Source organism: Pandoraea oxalativorans, assembly GCF_000972785.3.
Classification (GTDB): Bacteria; Pseudomonadota; Gammaproteobacteria; order Burkholderiales; family Burkholderiaceae; genus Pandoraea; species Pandoraea oxalativorans.
Window position 1 is genome coordinate 4,620,433 of the sequence record NZ_CP011253.3, and the last position, 16,593, is coordinate 4,637,025.

16 protein-coding genes are annotated in these 16,593 nt (G+C 62.4%); 3 read left to right on the plus strand and 13 right to left on the minus strand.

Annotated elements, in window-relative coordinates:
* Positions 1-18: 18 nt before the first annotated feature.
* The 9 genes from rpoE to MB84_RS20375 form a co-directional block, all read right to left on the minus strand.
* Positions 19-618: an RNA polymerase sigma factor RpoE gene (gene rpoE / locus MB84_RS20335; RefSeq protein ID WP_010805230.1), complete on the minus strand. Its 600-nt coding sequence runs from the start codon at positions 616-618 to the stop codon at positions 19-21.
* A 166-nt stretch (positions 619-784) separates the two neighbouring features.
* Positions 785-2,023 carry a beta-ketoacyl-ACP synthase II gene (gene fabF / locus MB84_RS20340; protein ID WP_046293065.1) on the minus strand — a complete coding sequence of 413 codons (1,239 nt, stop codon included), beginning with the start codon at positions 2,021-2,023 and terminating at the stop codon, positions 785-787.
* 142 nt (positions 2,024-2,165) lie between these two features.
* On the minus strand, positions 2,166-2,405 hold the full coding sequence (acpP, locus tag MB84_RS20345; protein WP_039401228.1) for an acyl carrier protein: 240 nt from the start codon (positions 2,403-2,405) through the stop codon (positions 2,166-2,168).
* Between the two features lie 136 nt (positions 2,406-2,541).
* Complete coding sequence (fabG, locus tag MB84_RS20350) at positions 2,542-3,291, minus strand: 3-oxoacyl-ACP reductase FabG (protein ID WP_039401231.1); 750 nt, start codon at positions 3,289-3,291, stop codon at positions 2,542-2,544.
* Between the two features lie 24 nt (positions 3,292-3,315).
* Positions 3,316-4,245: an ACP S-malonyltransferase gene (gene fabD, locus MB84_RS20355; protein WP_046289674.1), complete on the minus strand. Its 930-nt coding sequence runs from the start codon at positions 4,243-4,245 to the stop codon at positions 3,316-3,318.
* 147 nt (positions 4,246-4,392) lie between these two features.
* Positions 4,393-5,379 carry a beta-ketoacyl-ACP synthase III gene (locus MB84_RS20360; RefSeq protein ID WP_039401236.1) on the minus strand — a complete coding sequence of 329 codons (987 nt, stop codon included), beginning with the start codon at positions 5,377-5,379 and terminating at the stop codon, positions 4,393-4,395.
* Positions 5,380-5,415: 36 nt separating this feature from the next.
* Positions 5,416-6,468 (minus strand): phosphate acyltransferase PlsX, encoded by a 1,053-nt coding sequence (gene plsX, locus MB84_RS20365; protein WP_046289675.1) that lies wholly within the window; start codon positions 6,466-6,468, stop codon positions 5,416-5,418.
* A gap of 118 nt (positions 6,469-6,586) precedes the next feature.
* Complete coding sequence (gene rpmF, locus MB84_RS20370) at positions 6,587-6,766, minus strand: 50S ribosomal protein L32 (protein WP_023594409.1); 180 nt, start codon at positions 6,764-6,766, stop codon at positions 6,587-6,589.
* 128 nt (positions 6,767-6,894) lie between these two features.
* Positions 6,895-7,497, minus strand: coding sequence for a YceD family protein (locus MB84_RS20375; RefSeq protein ID WP_046289676.1), 603 nt, complete (start codon positions 7,495-7,497; stop codon positions 6,895-6,897).
* A gap of 176 nt (positions 7,498-7,673) precedes the next feature.
* On the opposite strand from MB84_RS20375, the gene MB84_RS20380 reads away from it, so the two are divergent.
* Together MB84_RS20380 and MB84_RS20385 are read left to right on the plus strand one after the other, a co-directional pair.
* A complete protein-coding gene (locus tag MB84_RS20380) occupies positions 7,674-8,300 on the plus strand; it encodes a Maf family nucleotide pyrophosphatase (protein ID WP_046289677.1) in 627 nt (208 codons plus the stop codon).
* Positions 8,297-9,013: an SAM-dependent methyltransferase gene (locus MB84_RS20385; protein WP_046289678.1), complete on the plus strand. Its 717-nt coding sequence runs from the start codon at positions 8,297-8,299 to the stop codon at positions 9,011-9,013. The genes MB84_RS20380 and MB84_RS20385 overlap by 4 nt, the downstream gene beginning before the upstream one ends.
* 99 nt (positions 9,014-9,112) lie before the next feature.
* Here the strand turns inward: MB84_RS20385 and MB84_RS20390 are convergent, their stop codons facing one another.
* The 4 genes from MB84_RS20390 to MB84_RS20405 all read right to left on the minus strand — a co-directional run bounded on the left by MB84_RS20390 (position 9,113) and on the right by MB84_RS20405 (position 12,329).
* On the minus strand, positions 9,113-10,165 hold the full coding sequence (locus MB84_RS20390; protein ID WP_046289679.1) for a S49 family peptidase: 1,053 nt from the start codon (positions 10,163-10,165) through the stop codon (positions 9,113-9,115).
* A gap of 100 nt (positions 10,166-10,265) precedes the next feature.
* Entirely contained in the window at positions 10,266-10,679 is a 414-nt protein-coding gene (locus MB84_RS20395; protein ID WP_046289680.1) for a Rieske (2Fe-2S) protein, read from the minus strand.
* Positions 10,676-11,338, minus strand: a complete 663-nt coding sequence (locus tag MB84_RS20400; protein WP_046289681.1) for an HAD family hydrolase — start codon at positions 11,336-11,338, stop codon at positions 10,676-10,678. The genes MB84_RS20395 and MB84_RS20400 overlap by 4 nt, the downstream gene beginning before the upstream one ends.
* Positions 11,325-12,329, minus strand: coding sequence for an RluA family pseudouridine synthase (locus tag MB84_RS20405; protein WP_046289682.1), 1,005 nt, complete (start codon positions 12,327-12,329; stop codon positions 11,325-11,327). The genes MB84_RS20400 and MB84_RS20405 overlap by 14 nt, the downstream gene beginning before the upstream one ends.
* Before the next feature lie 619 nt (positions 12,330-12,948).
* Here MB84_RS20405 and MB84_RS20410 point away from each other — a divergent pair.
* Entirely contained in the window at positions 12,949-16,284 is a 3,336-nt protein-coding gene (locus MB84_RS20410) for an Rne/Rng family ribonuclease (protein ID WP_046289683.1), read from the plus strand.
* Positions 16,285-16,593 lie beyond the last annotated feature (309 nt).

Consider the following 16,593-nt stretch of genomic DNA (forward strand, 5'->3'; position numbering starts at 1 on the left):
ACTTTCCCGGCGGCGCGCTCACCAGCGCTTACCGTCAGGCGTGTCCAGCAGCGGCCTGAGCCGGCTGGCAATCGCTTCACGCGCCCGGAAAATTCGCGAACGGACCGTTCCGATCGGGCACCCCATGGCTTCGGCGATCTCTTCGTAGCTCAACCCTTCGATTTCTCGCAGGGTAATTGCCGTTCGAAGTTCATCGGGCAAAGCCTCCATCGCTGTGTTGACCGTTTGAGCAATCTGCTTGCTCATCAGCATCGACTCAGGCGTGTTGATATCCCTTAGTTGATCGGCCTCGGCAAAAGTTTCAGCTTCTTCAGCGTTCGCTTCAGTCGAAGTCGGTGCACGACGTCCCTGGGTCGCCAGGTGGTTTTTCGCCGTGTTGACAGCAATACGATACAACCAGGTATAGAACGCCGACTCGCCGCGAAATTGCGGCAAGGCGCGGTAGGCCTTGATAAAGGCCTCCTGCGTCACATCCTCGACCTCGGCGGCGTCGCGCACGAGCCGCGATACGAGGCGGATGATCTTGCGGTGATATTTCGCGACCAACAGCTCGAAGGCGGCTTTGTCGCCTTTCTGCACGCGCTCGACGAGCGCCTGGTCGATTTCTCGTTCACTCACCTGATATGGATCCGTATTTTCTCTGGCTGCCGGGCCCGAACGGGCCCAATTGCACCGTGGCAGCACTGACCACCACAGCTGGAAGTGTCTTTGACGCCGCACGCCCGGGCACACTCACCGGAGCGTGGGTCAGCGGGACGGGACGCCTGCGGGGCGTCCCGCGAACTTAGACTCGCTGGAAGACCAGCGTGCCGTTAGTCCCGCCAAATCCGAAAGAGTTCTTCAACGCAACATCAATTTTCATGTCACGGGCCGTATTTGCGCAGTAGTCGAGGTCGCAAGCCGGATCCTGATTGAAGATGTTGATCGTCGGCGGCGACTTCTGATGGTGAACGGCCAGCACGGTAAACACCGACTCCAGGCCGCCCGCGCCGCCCAGCAAGTGGCCGGTCATCGACTTGGTCGAATTCACCACGACGTTCCTGGCCGCATCGCCCATCAGGCGCTTGACCGCCACCGTCTCGGCGATATCGCCCAGCGGCGTCGACGTGCCATGCGCATTCACATAGTTCACCGTGTCGGCGTTCAGACCGGCGTCGCGCAGCGCGTTCGTCATGGCACGCAGTGCGCCGTCGCCGTCTTCGCAGGGCGCGGTCATGTGGTACGCGTCGGCGCTCATGCCGAAGCCCGTGAGTTCGGCGTAGATCTTGGCGCCGCGCGCCTTGGCATGCTCATACTCTTCGACCATTATCACGCCGGCGCCTTCGCCCAGCACGAAGCCATCGCGATCCTTGTCCCACGGACGGCTGGCCGTCGCCGGGTCGTCGTTACGCGTGGACAGTGCGGTCATCGCAGCGAAACCGCCGATGCCCAGCGGAGACACCGTCGATTCGGCGCCGCCGGCGAGCACAGCATCTGCATCGCCATACTGAATCATGCGTGCAGCCTGACCGATACAGTGCAGACCGGTCGTGCAAGCCGTGACGATGGCAAGGTTCGGGCCCTTCAGGCCGTACTTGATCGAGAGATGGCCGGAGATCATGTTGATGATCGAGCCCGGCACGAAGAAGGGAGAAATCTTGCGCGGACCGCCCTTGATCAGATCGTCATGCGTATCCTCGATCATCGGCAGACCGCCAATCCCGGAGCCAACGAGGACACCGATGCGCTCTGCGTTCTCTGCGGTGATTTGCAGGCCGCTATCCTCAAACGCCTGAATGCCGGCCGCCAGACCGTAATGGATAAACGTATCCATACGGCGAGCGTCCTTGGTCGACAGATACTTCTCTGTCTCGAAGTTTTTGACTTCGCCTGCGAAGCGAACTTTGAACTCGCTCGCATCGAACTTCGTGATGTTGGCGATGCCCGAACGGCCCGCGACCAGATTTTCCCAACCTTCGGCAACAGTGTTGCCGACCGGCGAGATCAGGCCCAGACCGGTAATGACGACGCGACGACGACTCACGATACTCCCCTTCTTCTGCTGGGTCATACAAAACAAAAGCCACAGAGGCGACAAGGTCCGACCCTGCGCTCCCTGCGGCTGACAGGCATGCCCGACGCCAGGAGCCGGTCGGCATCCCGGCCAATCAGGCTAACCGTACGAATTACGCCTTCTTCTGCGACGAGGCGAAATCGATAGCTTGTTGCACGGTGGTGATCTTTTCTGCTTCTTCGTCCGGGATCTCGATCTCGAACTCTTCTTCCAGTGCCATCACCAGCTCAACCGTATCGAGCGAGTCAGCGCCGAGATCGTTCACGAAGCTGGATTCGTTCTTAATGTCGGCTTCCGCGACGCCAAGTTGTTCGGCGACGATCTTCTTGACGCGTTGCTCAATGTTATCCATTCAAACCCTCCGGGGTAGTTAGTTCAGACAAGTGCGCGCATTTTAACAGGTTTGCCAAGCAAAGTTAGCATGCGCCAAATAATGTTCAATGTCGCGCAAAATCGTGCATTTTCACCACAATCCGCGCACATCTTCCTTAATTCATGAACATGCCGCCGTTCACGTGAAGCGTAGTGCCGGTGATGTAACCAGCCTGCGGAGACGCGAGGAACGCCACCGCATTAGCGATATCTTCCGGCGCGCCCAGACGGCCCAGCGGAATGCGCGCCTTGAGCGCTTCGTGCTGTGCTTCGCCCAGCGCCTTGGTCATATCGGTGTCGATAAAACCGGGGGCCACGCAATTGACCGTGATGTTTCGGCTGCCGATCTCGGCGGCCAGCGAACGCGACATGCCCGACACGCCCGCCTTCGCGGCGGCGTAATTGGCTTGTCCCGGGTTGCCCGCGGAACCGACGACCGACGTCACATTGATGATCCGGCCGCTACGCGCCTTCATCATCGGCTTTATGACCGCGCGCGACAGACGGAAAATCGCCTTGAGGTTCGTGTCGATTACGTCATCCCACTCGTCGTCCTTCATACGCATCGCGAGGTTATCGCGAGTAATACCAGCGTTATTGACGAGGATGTCGAGCTTGCCATGCTGCTTGAGGATGTCGTCCAGCGCGGCGGCCACGCCCTCTGCGTCGGTCACATTCAGGACAATGCCCTTGCCCGCGACGCCGGCTTCCGCGAAATACGCATCGATGCCTTGCGCACCGGCTTCGCTGGTGGCGGTGCCCACGACTGTCGCCCCCTGGCGAGCCAGTTCGAGGGCGATGGCACGACCGATGCCGCGCGAGGCGCCGGTCACCAGCGCCACGAGGTTTTCGAGTTGCTTGCTCATGAAAGAATTACCCTTGCCTATGGCTTACGAGAGTTGGGCACGCACGTCGGCCAGTGAGGCCGGATCGGTGATTGCCAAACCCGTGAGATTGCCGTCGATGCGCTTGGTCAGGCCGGTCAGCACCTTGCCCGGACCGCACTCGACCACCTGCGTCACGCCTTGCGCCGCGAGCCACTTGACCGACTCAACCCAGCGCACCGGGGCGGCCGCCTGACGCACCAGCGCGTCCTTGATGCGAGCGACTTCGGTTTCGACGGCCACATCCACATTATTGACGAGCGAGACCTGCGGCGCGTTAAACGTCACGCTCGCCAGATACTCGCGCAGACGGTCCGACGCAGGCTTGAGCAGCGACGAATGGAACGGTGCGGACACCGGCAGCACGAGCGCGCGCTTGGCGCCTGCGGCCTTGGCCAGTTCGCAAGCTTTTTCAACACCCGCCTTGGCACCGGCAATCACGACTTGAGCCGGCGCATTGAAGTTGACGGCCTCGACCACGCCCGCCGCCGACGCCTCGGCGCAGACGGTACGAACGGTGTCGTCGTCCAGACCGAGAATCGCCGCCATACCGCCCTGACCGACCGGCACGGCTTCCTGCATCGCTTGCGCGCGAAAACGCACGAGCGGCACGGCATCTTTGAACGCAATGACGCCTGCAGCCACAAGCGCGGTGTATTCACCCAGGCTGTGGCCAGCGACGAAAGCCGGCTTTGCGCCGCTGTCGGCCAACCACGCGCGGTACATTGCGTAGGCGGCGGTGAGCATTACCGGTTGCGTGTTGGTCGTGAGGTTGAGTTCTTCGGCGGGGCCAGCGGCGATCAGCTTGGCGATGTCCTGGCCGAGGGCGTCCGAAGCTTCGGCAAGCGTTTCGCGCACGACGGCGTTGTCCGCGAATGCGTCGAGCATGCCCACCGATTGGGATCCTTGTCCCGGGAAAACGAAAGCGAATGTCATAGCGGCTGGTTTTACAGTCAGATTCAGAAACATGGCGGCGCATCCTGGCGCGCCGTAACGACGCGCACGAGAGCGTTCCCACGCGCTTCGCTTACACCGCACTTCACAACGCGGGGCAAGTTCGCGTGGCGCTCCGGCGCCGTGACGTCACATGCGGAAAAGCACCGCGCCCCACGTAAAGCCCCCCCCCACGCCTTCGATCATGACGTTCTGGCCGGCTTTGATACGACCGTCGCGAACGGCGACGTCGAGTGCGAGCGGAATCGATGCAGCGGAAGTATTGCCGTGCTGGTCGACGGTCACGACCATTTTCGCTTCGGCGCCCAGCTTGCGGGCCGTGCTCGTCATGATGCGCAGATTGGCCTGATGCGGAATCAGCCAGTCGATCGCCGACGCTTCCAGCCCAGCCTTCTCGAGGGCCTCGTGAGCCACTTTTTCGAGCACCTTGACGGCCAGCTTGAACACCGCCTGACCATCCATATAAAGGAACGCCTCGCCCTGCACCGCGCCACCGCTCACATTGCCCGGCACGCAGAGGATGTTCGAGTGACTGCCGTCTGCGTGCAGCGCGCTCGAGAGAATGCCCGGCTCGCTGGACGCTTGCAGCACGACCGCACCCGCGCCGTCGCCAAACAGCACGCACGTCGTACGGTCATTGAAATCGAGAATGCGCGAGAACGTTTCCGCACCGATCACAAGCACGTTGCGGTAGGCACCCGAGCGAATGAAGTTGTCGGCCGTCGCCATCGCATAAGCGAAGCCCGAGCAAACGGCCTGGATGTCGAACGCGGCGCAACCGTTGGTGATGCCGAGCTTGTTCTGCACGAGGCAAGCGGTACTCGGGAACACGAAATCGGGGGTGGACGTGGCCACCATGATCAGGTCGATCTGGTCGGCGCTCAGCCCTGCCATGTCGAGTGCACGCTTGGCGGCTTCCACCGCCATATCGCTGCTCGTCTGGTCGGGCGCGGCGAAATGGCGCGCCTGAATGCCGGTACGGGCGACGATCCACTCGTCGCTCGTCTCGATGCCTCGGGTGGCAAGCTCGTCTGCCAACTGCTGATTGGTCACGCGTCGTGCCGGCAGGTAGCTGCCGGTGCCGACGACACGAGAATAAATCGCGGACTGGGTCATCTTATAGTCGGTTAGCGCACCGGGGCGGGACCGGCTTCAGAGCGCCGGAATGGCGCTCACCGGTTTGTTGTCCTGGAGCTGGGTCTGATTCTCTTGCATGGCGTGCGACAGACGGTCGAGCACACCGTTGCGAACTGCATCATAGCCGCGTTTGATGGCCCATTCAAACGAGTAGGCATCGGCGGAACCGTGGCTCTTGATGACGAGCGCACGCAACCCGAGCAACGCAGCACCGTTGTAACGGCGATGGTCGACGCGGTTCTTGAAGCGAGTGAGAATCGGCAGTGCGATGACGGCAATCACCTTCGTCCACCAGGTACGGGTGAACTCTTCGCGGATCATGTCGCCGAGCATCTGTGCCAGGCCTTCGGAGGTCTTGAGCGCAACGTTGCCGACGAAACCATCGCAAACGACGATATCCGTCGTACCGCGATAAATGTCGTTGCCTTCCACGTTGCCGTAGAAATTCAGCGTGGAGCCGCGCAGCAGCTCGCCCGCCTGCTTGATGACGTCGTTGCCTTTGATGACTTCTTCGCCAATGTTGAGCAGGCCGATCGACGGACGTTCTTTCCCGTCGACCGCCGCGACGAGCGCGTGGCCCATCTCGGCGAATTGCAGCAGGTGAGTCGGTTCGCAGTCGACGTTGGCGCCCAGATCGAGCATCGTCGTGTAGCCACCCTTCTCGTTCGGCAGCACCGTGGCAATCGCCGGGCGCTCGATACCGGGCAGCGTCTTGAGGACGTAACGCGAGACGGCCATCAGCGCACCGGTATTCCCGGCGGACACGCAGGCCTGCGCGCGCGCTTCCTTGACCAGATTGAGCGCCACGCGCATCGAAGAGTCTTTCTTCTTGCGCAGCGCAGTCTCGACCGAGTCGTCCATGGCGACGACTTCACTCGCATTGACGACGGACAGGCGCGGGTGATCCGTCACACGCAGCTTCGCGAGCTGCGCGTTGATGATCTCCTGCTGCCCGACCAGCACAAGTTCGACATCGTCGGTGGATTGTACGAAGCGAACCGAGGCCGGCACCGTCACCGATGGGCCGTGGTCTCCGCCCATACAATCGATCGTCAGGGTGACTGTCATGTCGACGTGATTGGCTTGCGGTACAGGTAACAAAAAAAGCGGCAGGATAAGTGCCGCTTTTGCCACATCGGACGATCAAACAGCGCCATGATGGGCGCGTATCGCCTTGAGGGCCGAATTAGTCGTTCTTGGTCTTGATGACCTTGCGACCACGGTAGAAACCGTTCGGCGAGATGTGGTGACGCAGGTGCGTCTCACCCGACGTCGGTTCGACGGCGGTCGACGGTGCGGTCAGGAAATCGTGCGAACGGTGCATACCGCGCTTCGACGGCGACTTCTTGTTCTGTTGAACGGCCATGATAACTCCTCAAAATATCGCGAAATTTTAACACAGTTCGAGCGCCGCCCTACGGTGTCGGCCTGTCGGCCCGACCTGTGCGACTAACGCAAACATGTACTTTGGTGAGCCGGAAATCCGGCCGCACATTACTTTCCGTCCTTGTCCGGCGAGCGCTTGAGCGCTGCCAGCGCCGCGAACGGAGACGGCTTATCCTCTTCTTCGGGCTCCGGAGCCGGCGCTGCCAACCCGTCGCTTCCGGTGGCCAGACTATCGTGAACACTCGGACAAACCTCATGTTTCGGGACGATAGGCAGAGCCAACAGCAATTCTTCTTCGATCAGCTCGCGCAAATCGAAATGTTTGGAGCCGACCAGCGCTTCGAGTTCGTCTTCATCGAGAGGACGCGCCTCCGCAGCGGCTTCGTCAGGGACGATCTCGAACGTCGTCTCCGAGTCGAGCGACTCCTGGTAAGGCGTGAGGCAACGCTGGCATTCGAGCCACATCGGACCTTCGACCGTCAGCGTCAGAAACTGCTTGACGGTGGGCTTGCCGTCCGCACGCAGCACGGGCTTCTCCGCCCCTTCCGCACGCCAGTGAAACACGCCCTGAGCATGTCCCGAGGCCGAGACTTCGGCGGGCACTTCGGTTACCATGCGCGGCAATGCCGCAAGCTGCACGTCACCTTCCGCCACCCGGCCGGTACGCGCGAATTCGAACAGATCGACGATATATTCGTTCATCACGCTCATCCTTGCCTTGGCGCATCTGACCGCATTTCATGTCCCCTGCCACTCGCAGCGCCCTGATTCGACGCGCCTTTCAGGCACTTGAACCGGTGTCGCGCAGGCTGGCGAGACCGAGCGCCAGATTGCAAAAGCCGTGAATTCTAAATAGTTTTTCGTTTCTCGTCAAACACTTAAACCCGATGACCGCACAGCCCCTGCCATCGCTGATCCTGGCCTCCGGATCACGCTATCGCCGCGAACTGCTCGAGCGCCTGCGCTTGCCGTTCTCGGTCGACATCCCGGACATCGACGAGACGCCCGCCGCCGGTGAAACGCCGCACGACACCTCGCTGCGGCTGGCCCGCCAGAAGGCGCAGGCCGTCGCGGCCCGCCACCCCGGCGCCGTCATCATCGGCTCCGACCAGGTCGCCACCTTCGAAGGCCGCCAGGTCGGCAAACCCGGCAATTTCGAGAACGCCATGACGCAACTACGCGACATGCGCGGAAAGGTAGTCGAGTTCCACTCCGCCCTGTGCGTCTACGACGCCCGCAACGGCGAGAGCCAGGCCAAAGACGTCGTCACGCGGGTGAAGTTCCGCGATCTGCCCGATAACGTTTTGGCCGCTTATCTTCACGCAGAAACGCCCTATGCCTGCGCGGGCAGCGCCAAATCCGAAGGGCTCGGCATCATGCTGCTCGAAACGATTGAAAACGACGACCCGACGGCACTCATCGGCCTCCCGCTGGTCGCGCTCACGACCATGCTGATGCGTGCCGGTATCGCCCTGCCCGGGCCCGGCGTGGGACAACAAGGGAGCGCAGCATGAGCGGCGCGCTGTATCTGATTCCCAACACGCTCGGCACGAGCACCCGAGGCGGGCTACCGTCCGTGTTGCCCGAAGAAGTCCGCACAGTGACCGCCGGACTGAAATACTTCGTCGGCGAACAGGCCAAGAGCACGCGCGCCTTCCTGAAACTGGTGGGCGTCAGCACGCCGATTCAGGAAATCGACATCCGCGAGCTCAACGTCAATACGCCTGATGCGGCCATCGATGCCCTGCTCGCGCCGATTCTGGCAGGCGCGGATGGCGGCCTCGTGTCGGAGGCGGGTTGCCCGGCGGTCGCCGATCCGGGCGCGCTGCTGGTGCGTCGTGCCCATGAAAAAGGGGTGCGGGTGGTGCCGTTCGTCGGCCCCAGCTCGATTCTTCTCGCCCTGATGGCCAGCGGACTTAACGGTCAAAGCTTCGCTTTTCACGGTTATTTGCCGACGGATGCGGGTGAACGCATCAAGCGTCTGCGCGAGCTCGAACAACGCTCGCGCAAGGAAAAACAGACGCAGATCTTCATCGAGACGCCCTACCGCAACAAGGCGATGCTCGACGCGCTGCTGCAAAGCTGCGACGCCTCCACACTCCTTTGCGTGGCCGTCGATGTCACGCAGGATGCAGAGCAAATCGTGACGCACCGAGTCAAGGGATGGCCGCACACCCGCGTCGACCTGCATAAACGGCCTGCGATTTTTCTGTTTTTGGCGCAATAACCGGACGCAGATAAGAAAACCCCACGGGAGTCCGGCTTCCGTGGGGTTTTTCGGTTCTTACCATTGCGCCGTCTATCGACGGACGGTGCAGCGTAACGATTACTTCATCGTCAGCGCGGTGCCCATGAACATCGTCTTCATCGCCGCTGCACCCACTGCCGCGCCAAAGCGCCGCGCCATACGTTCGGGCAGGTTTTCCTTGACGGTGTAGTCGACCAGATCGGGAGCCTTCAGCACGTCGCGCGCCACGGAGTCGACCGTACCGAGACCGTCGGCCAGCCCCAGCTCGACGGAGCGCTGCCCCGTCCAGAACAGGCCGCTAAACAGGTCCGGATCGTCCTTCAGACGGTTACCACGGCCCTTTTTGACTGCCGTGATGAACTGCTGGTGAACCTGTTCGAGCATGTCCAACGCGTACGTTTTCTGTTGAGCGGTCTGCGGCGAGAACGGGTCGAGGAAGCCCTTGTTGCGGCCCGCAGTCAGCAGACGGCGCTCCACGCCCAGCTTGTCCATTAACCCGCTGAAGCCGAAGCCGTCCATCAGTACGCCGATGGAGCCGACGATGCTTGCTTTGTCGACGTAAATCTTATCGGCGGCGGCCGCCACGTAATAGCCGCCGGAAGCGCACATCTCCTCGACCACCACATAAATCGGCTTCTTCGGGTATTTCGCACGCAAACGAGCGATGTCGTCGTAGATCATGCCCGCCTGTACCGGACTGCCGCCCGGGCTGTTGATCCGCAGAATCACCCCGGCAGCCGATTTGTCTTCGAACGCCGATTCCAGTGCCGCGTTGATCTTCTGCGCGCTCGCCTGACCGTCCGCCGAAATTTCGCCATTCAGCGTGACAAGCGCAGTGTGCTTCCCCGCGCTCGATCCGACAGATGTCGTACTCCCGCCGTCGAAATCGAAGATCGACCACACCGCAAAGGCGATGATCGCCAGCATCAGCAGGCGGAAGAAGATCTTCCAGCGTCGCGCGGCGCGTTGCTCGCGAATGCCCGCCATCAAGACCTTTTCCAGCATTTCGCGTTCCCACGGCTTGACCTCATGGGGATCACGGCCCGCACCGGACGCCTGCGGCGAACGCCCGCCAGGTGGCGTGAAACCGGGTTCGGAGCGCGGCGAATCGGGCGGCAGGGAGTCGGCCATACGTTATCCAGAGACTTGGGTGAAAGACGAGACGGGCGAGACAGACATTGGACCGCTCAGCAACGTTTGAAGCAACTTAGCACCAGATGCGGATGTTTTGTCAGGACGTTGGCGTTTCAGGTGCGGCGATACCGGCCTCCGGCCACCAGACGACGGTCGTCGGCGCCCCGGATTCGCCCGATACGGCAGGCTTTTCCTCGACGCGTACGGGCTGCAAAGCCCCGCCACGGCAAGGCCCGCCAACGCAAAGCCCGGTATCGGGTTCGTACGTCGCACCATGCGTGGCGCATATCAAGTATAAGCCGCCCGTCTCGAAGAAGTGGCCCTCGGACCAGTCCAGTTCCATCGGCACGTGGGCGCATTGATTGAGGTAGCCGTAGACGCGCCCGTCGTAACGAATCACGAAAGCCGGTGTCGGCCGTCCACCGACGAGCACCTCGAAGCGAACCCCGAGTCCGCCATCTTCCAGGGCATCGCCCGGACAGATCGGCAGCGGAAGTGCAGCGTCGCTCACACACGCTCCAGCAACCAGTCGCGCAGCTCGGCTACGGTGCCGGCACAATATGCCGGTTCGAGCGCGACCAACTGATCGCGCGGATGCGCGCCGCCGTAGGCCACGCCCACGCCCGCCGCGCCAGCGCTACGCGCCATCTGCAAATCGTGGGTGGTGTCGCCGATCATGACAGTACGGCGCAGATCCTGACCGAGTTCGCGCGTCAGTTCTTGCAACATGGCCGGGTGCGGCTTGGAGAATGTCTCATCCGCGCAACGGGTCGCATCGAACATCCGCATCAGACCGGCGGATTCGAGCGCCCGGTTCAGTCCAACCCGCGATTTTCCTGTCGCCACCGCGAGGAAACGTCCACGCGAGCGCAACTCGTCGAGCAGTTCGCGAACGCCCGGGAACAGCACCGTCTCCTTATCGCCTATCAGATAGTGAAAGCGATAGCGCTCCGACAGGCGCGGATAATGCGAAGGATCGAGGGAGGGGACGGCCATTTGCAGCGCATCGCGCAACCCGAGTCCAATGACGTGGCTGGCCAGCTCGTCGGTCGGCACCGGCAGACCGAGGTCCCGGCACGCCGCCTGGATACAGCGAGTAATCGTGGGCGTCGAGTCCATCAACGTCCCGTCCCAGTCGAACACGACCAGGTCAAATTCAGGGCTTGGCATCAGCGGTGGTGGTTCGAAGTTGATTCAGGAATTGCTCACATTCTGGCGGCAACGCCGCTTCCAACGCAATCGGCGTATCCAGCACGGGGTGCGTGAACTTCAGCCGGTAGGCGTGCAGGAACATCCGCTTGATACCGGGACGAACGCCGGGCCGCGCCAGATTCTTGTTCAGCGTGAAGTCGCCATATTTGTCGTCGCCGACGATGGGCGTACCGCCATGCGCCAGGTGAACCCGGATCTGATGGGTCCGCCCCGTTTTCAGTTCCGCTTCCAGCAACGTATAAGGCGGGAACGATTCCACCATGCGAAATACGGTGTGCGATGCCTGCCCGTCTTCCTGCACCCGCACCCGACGTTCGCCCTCAGCGGTGACGTATTTATATAGCGGCGCCTTGACTGCGCGTTTCGGGTCGCGCCATTCGCCCGTGACGCAGGCGAGATAGCGCTTGTCCATCCGGTTGTGACGGATCTGCTCGTGCATGCCGACCAGCGCCGCTCGCTTTTTCGCGAGCAACAGAATGCCGGACGTCTCACGATCGAGTCGATGCACCAGTTCCAGGAACTTCAGTTGCGGCAGCGCCTGACGCAATTGCTCAATCACCCCGAAGGACACCCCGCTGCCACCGTGCACGGCCACACCGGCCGGCTTATCGATGGCCATGAGGTAGTCGTCTTCGAACAGGATGGGGAAAGTGGCGGCCGGGACATGGGCCTTGGCCTCGGGGTCGGGCGTCGCCATTCGGACCGGCGGAATGCGGACGCTATCGCCGATGACAAGTCGATAGGCTGCGTCTACTCGCCCTTTATTTACGCGGACTTCCCCGCTACGCAGAATGCGATAGACGTGGCTTTTCGGTACCCCTTTGCACTCACGCAACAGGAAATTATCGATACGCTGACCGGCCGAACCATCGTCAACCTCGACGAGACGGACCTGCGGTGCGGACGCCGGCGCAACCATTTTCTGCCGACTTTTGCCTAACTCATTCATTATGAATATAATTTGTCCGACAGAGGTGGTGGTAGCGGGAATCATGCCAAATCCCCACCTCTGTCGGTGCATACCCCAAAACGGTATTTTACTTGCACCCCGGGCAGGCTGCTCGTCCGGTGACCCTGGAGCAGCGAGCGCACGCACGTCACGCAGCGACGGCAGGAAGTGGGCCCATAGGCCGCTTCGGTCGAGCGCGTGTGACGCGGATAGAGTTGGTGGTTATAGAATTTTTTGGCGATCAGCCCGGACTCCATTGTCAGAGCTGATCGCTTTGTGAATATCGTTCGCGCAAAAAGTCGAAGTGAGGCGCCGTCACAAGAAGAATAAGTGTCGGCAGGCGCCCCGAGAAAACGCTGATGAAGTTTCTCGTCCAGTTTCTATTGGTATGGACTGCAAGCCCGAAGTGATCCGCGCCGAGCCGGTGTTTTCCGGTGGCCCGGCGGATCCGGGTGAGCGCGAAAACGTATTCCTGGCGCCATAGCGTCCGTCGGCCTCATCGCCCGGACCCCCCGGCAATTCTTCCACTCCCGGCTCGAACCTCGCGTGTTGGATAACTCGAGTGATACGTGCCCGACGCACTGCGCATTGGCAACTGCGGCGGGTGGGAGTCGTTTTCATGAAACGCATGTTGTTTAACGCCACGCAGCAGGAAGAACTGCGCGTGGCAATCGTCGATGGGCAAAAACTCATCGACATCGATATCGAGACGGCCGGCCGCGAACAGCGTAAAGGCAATATCTACAAGGGTGTCATCACCCGTATCGAACCCTCTCTTGAAGCCTGCTTCGTCAACTACGGCGAAGGCCGCCACGGCTTCCTGCCGTTCAAGGAGGTCGCCCGCGCGTACTTCCGAGAAGGTGCCGATGTGCGAAATGCGCGCATTCAGGACGCCCTCTCCGAAGGCCAGGAACTCATCGTTCAGGTCGAAAAGGAAGAACGCGGCAACAAGGGCGCAGCACTCACGACGTTCATTTCACTGGCTGGCCGCTATCTGGTGCTGATGCCGAACAACCCGCGTGGCGGTGGTGTTTCGCGTCGTATCGAAGGCGAAGACCGTCAGGAACTGCGCGAGACGATGGGCCAGCTCGAACTGCCGGAAGGCATGAGCATCATCGCCCGCACCGCAGGCATCGGCCGCTCGGCCGAAGAACTGCAGTGGGACCTGAACTACCTGCTGCAACTCTGGCACGCCATCGAAGGCGCCGCCCACAACATCGAATTGCCGCGCGATTCGGCCCTGATCTATCTCGAATCGAGCCTGGTCATCCGCGCCATCCGCGACTATTTCCAGCCGGATATCGGTGAAATCCTCATCGACACGGAAGAAATCTCCGAACAAGCACGCAACTTCATGCAGGTGGTCATGCCCGATCACCTCAACCGCGTGAAGCAGTACCGCGACGACGTGCCGCTGTTCTCCCGTTTCCAGATCGAACACCAGATCGAGACGGCTTACTCGCGTCAGGTGCCGCTGCCCTCCGGCGGCGCGATCGTGATCGATCACACCGAAGCGCTCGTCTCCATCGACGTGAACTCGGCACGCGCCACCAAGGGCGCCGACATCGAAGAAACCGCCCTGCGCACCAACCTGGAAGCTGCCGACGAAGTCGCGCGCCAGTTGCGTCTGCGCGACCTCGGCGGTCTGATCGTCATCGACTTCATCGACATGGAGTCGGCCAAGAGCCAACGTGAAGTCGAACAACGTGTGAAGGATGCGCTCAAGCACGACCGTGCACGCGTCCAGATGGGCAAGATCTCGCGTTTCGGCCTGATGGAGCTGTCGCGTCAGCGTCTGCGTCCGTCGCTGTCCGAAGGCACGCACGTGACGTGCCCGCGTTGCAACGGCACCGGCCACATCCGCGATGCGGAATCGTCGGCACTGCAAGTCCTGCGCATCATTCAGGAAGAGGCCATGAAGGAGCACACGGCAGCGATCCACTGCCAGGTGCCGGTCGAAGTCTCGGCGTTCCTGCTCAACGAAAAGCGTCAGGAAATCAACAAGATCGAAGCGCGCTTCAAGGTTGGCGTGCTGCTGATCCCGAACAAGCATCTCGAAACGCCGCATTACAAGCTGGAGCGCCTGCGCTTCGACGATCCGCGTCTGGATGCGCCGAAGGCTAGCTACGCGCTCGCCGAAGAGGCTGCACGTTCGCTGGAAGAAGATCCGGCCGGCTACAGCAAGAAGAAGGAAGATGCGCGTCCGCGTCAGGAAGCCGCCGTCAAGGGCATCACGCCCGAGCAGCCGGCACCGGCCGCGCAACCGCGTCCGGAACCTGTCGCCGCGACCGTGCCTGCCGCAGCAGCGCCGGCCACCGGTGGCTTCTTCGGTTTCATCAAGCGCCTGTTCGGTGTCGGCGCAGCCGCGCCTGCACCGACCAAGGCCGAAGAGCCGGCCAAGCCGACGGCACGTCCGCCGCGCGAGCGCCATGAGCGTCCGCATCAACAAAACCGCAATCGCCGCGGCAATGCCCGCGACGAGAACAAGTCGGGCAAGGACAACGCCGGCCAGCCAGCCCGTGAGGGTCGCGAGGGTCGTGAGGGCCGCGACGGTCGTGGCGCACGTCCGGAACGCGCAGAACGTGCGGACCGTGGTGAGCGCAATGAGCGTAACGACCGTGGCGATCGTAATGAACGCAACGAGCGTGGTGACCGCAACGAACGTCAGGACCGTCAGGAAGGCCGCGACAAGCGCGAGCGCGACGACGCACAGCGTCAACCGGCGCTAGACGTGCGTGCCGAGGAAGGTCGTGAACCGCGTGAAGGGCGCGAACGCGGCAGCCGCCGCGAACGTGGCGAGCGTCGTGACCGTCGTCAGGCCGAAGGGGCCGAGGGTCAGCAAGCCGTCACGCAACGCGCCGTCCCGGCCGCACCGCTGAATGCCGAGCAGGAAGAACTGGATCAGGATCGTCTGACGGCTCAGGTCGAAGGCGCGCCGCAAACCGGTGAAGAAGGCGAACAAGGCGGTGAAGAGCGTCGCCGCAGCCGTCGTCGTGGTCGTCGTGGTGGTCGTCGTGAGCGCGAAGCCGGTGAATCGCAACTGAACGCCGATGGCGAACAAGTCGAAGGCGATGCCCTGGAAGCCGTCGAAGGCACGCGTCGTGCCCCGACGCTGACGGACGAATCCGCCGAAATCGCTGCGACCGATGCGCTGGTCCACGCAACGACGCCGGCGATTCCGGCACCGGCAGCGGCCACACCGGTGGCTCACGCAGAACCGACGCCGGCACGTGCCGCGCCGGTCGAAGCCCCGGCACCTGTCGCCACGGTGACGGAAGCCGCCCCGGCCGCAACGCCGGAAGTGCCGGCGCAGTCGATTTCGGAGCCGATTTCGGAACCTGTCACGCAGGCACCGACGATCGCGCCGGTCGCACCGGTCAACGTCGCACCGCTGCCGACGGCTGCAGTCGCTGCCGCACCGGTCGTGCCGCCGGTCAGCGCCCCGCTGCCGGTCGCGACACCTGCCCCGGCTCAGCCGACGGTTCCGGCCGAAGCCCTGACGGAGATTGCCGCCACGGTCGCTGCGTCGAGCGCCCCGGCAGAAGCCGCACCGGCGCCGGTTGCCGAATCGGTTCAACCGACGACGCAATCGACGCCGTCGGCACCGGTCCAGACGGTTGAAACTGCCAAGCCGGTGGAAGTCGCACCAGCCCCGGTCGCACCGGCAGCCCCAGCCCCTGCGGCACCGGTCGTGATGGAAGCCGCCGCGGCGGTGACGGAAGTCGTGACGCAGAAGGCGACCCCGGTGGCGGTTGCCCCGACGCTGGAGCGCGGTGCACTGGAATCGACGCTGGAAAGCGTGGGCCTGGTCTGGGTCCATACGGACGCCGACAAGCACCGTGCCGCCAAGGAAGCCGCTGCGCAGGTTGCACCGGCACCGCACGTGCCGCGTGAACGCCGCCCGTCCACGCCGCTCAACAGCGGTCCGATGGAGCAGGTGGAAACGCGCTCGTGACGGGGCAGCGCAGGACGTCGGTCTCATGTAACGTCCGGGCGGCGGCACCTCTTGGTGCACTGCCCGCCCGACTGACCTGAAATCCGCGTGTTGCCAGAAAAAGGAGGCTTCGGCCTCCTTTTTTCATGGGGGTGCCCTTGGGACGCTCGCGCCCTTTGCAACCCCGCGTTGTCCCGACTTGTGCCCGTTTCGCCGTACCCGTATCTTCTTCCTTAGTACGGGTTTGACGTCTCACAACGAAGGCCTCGGTACCGATATCCGATGCCCCGATCGCTAAGGTCGGCTGAATTAGGCCGACTTCGGCGGCCA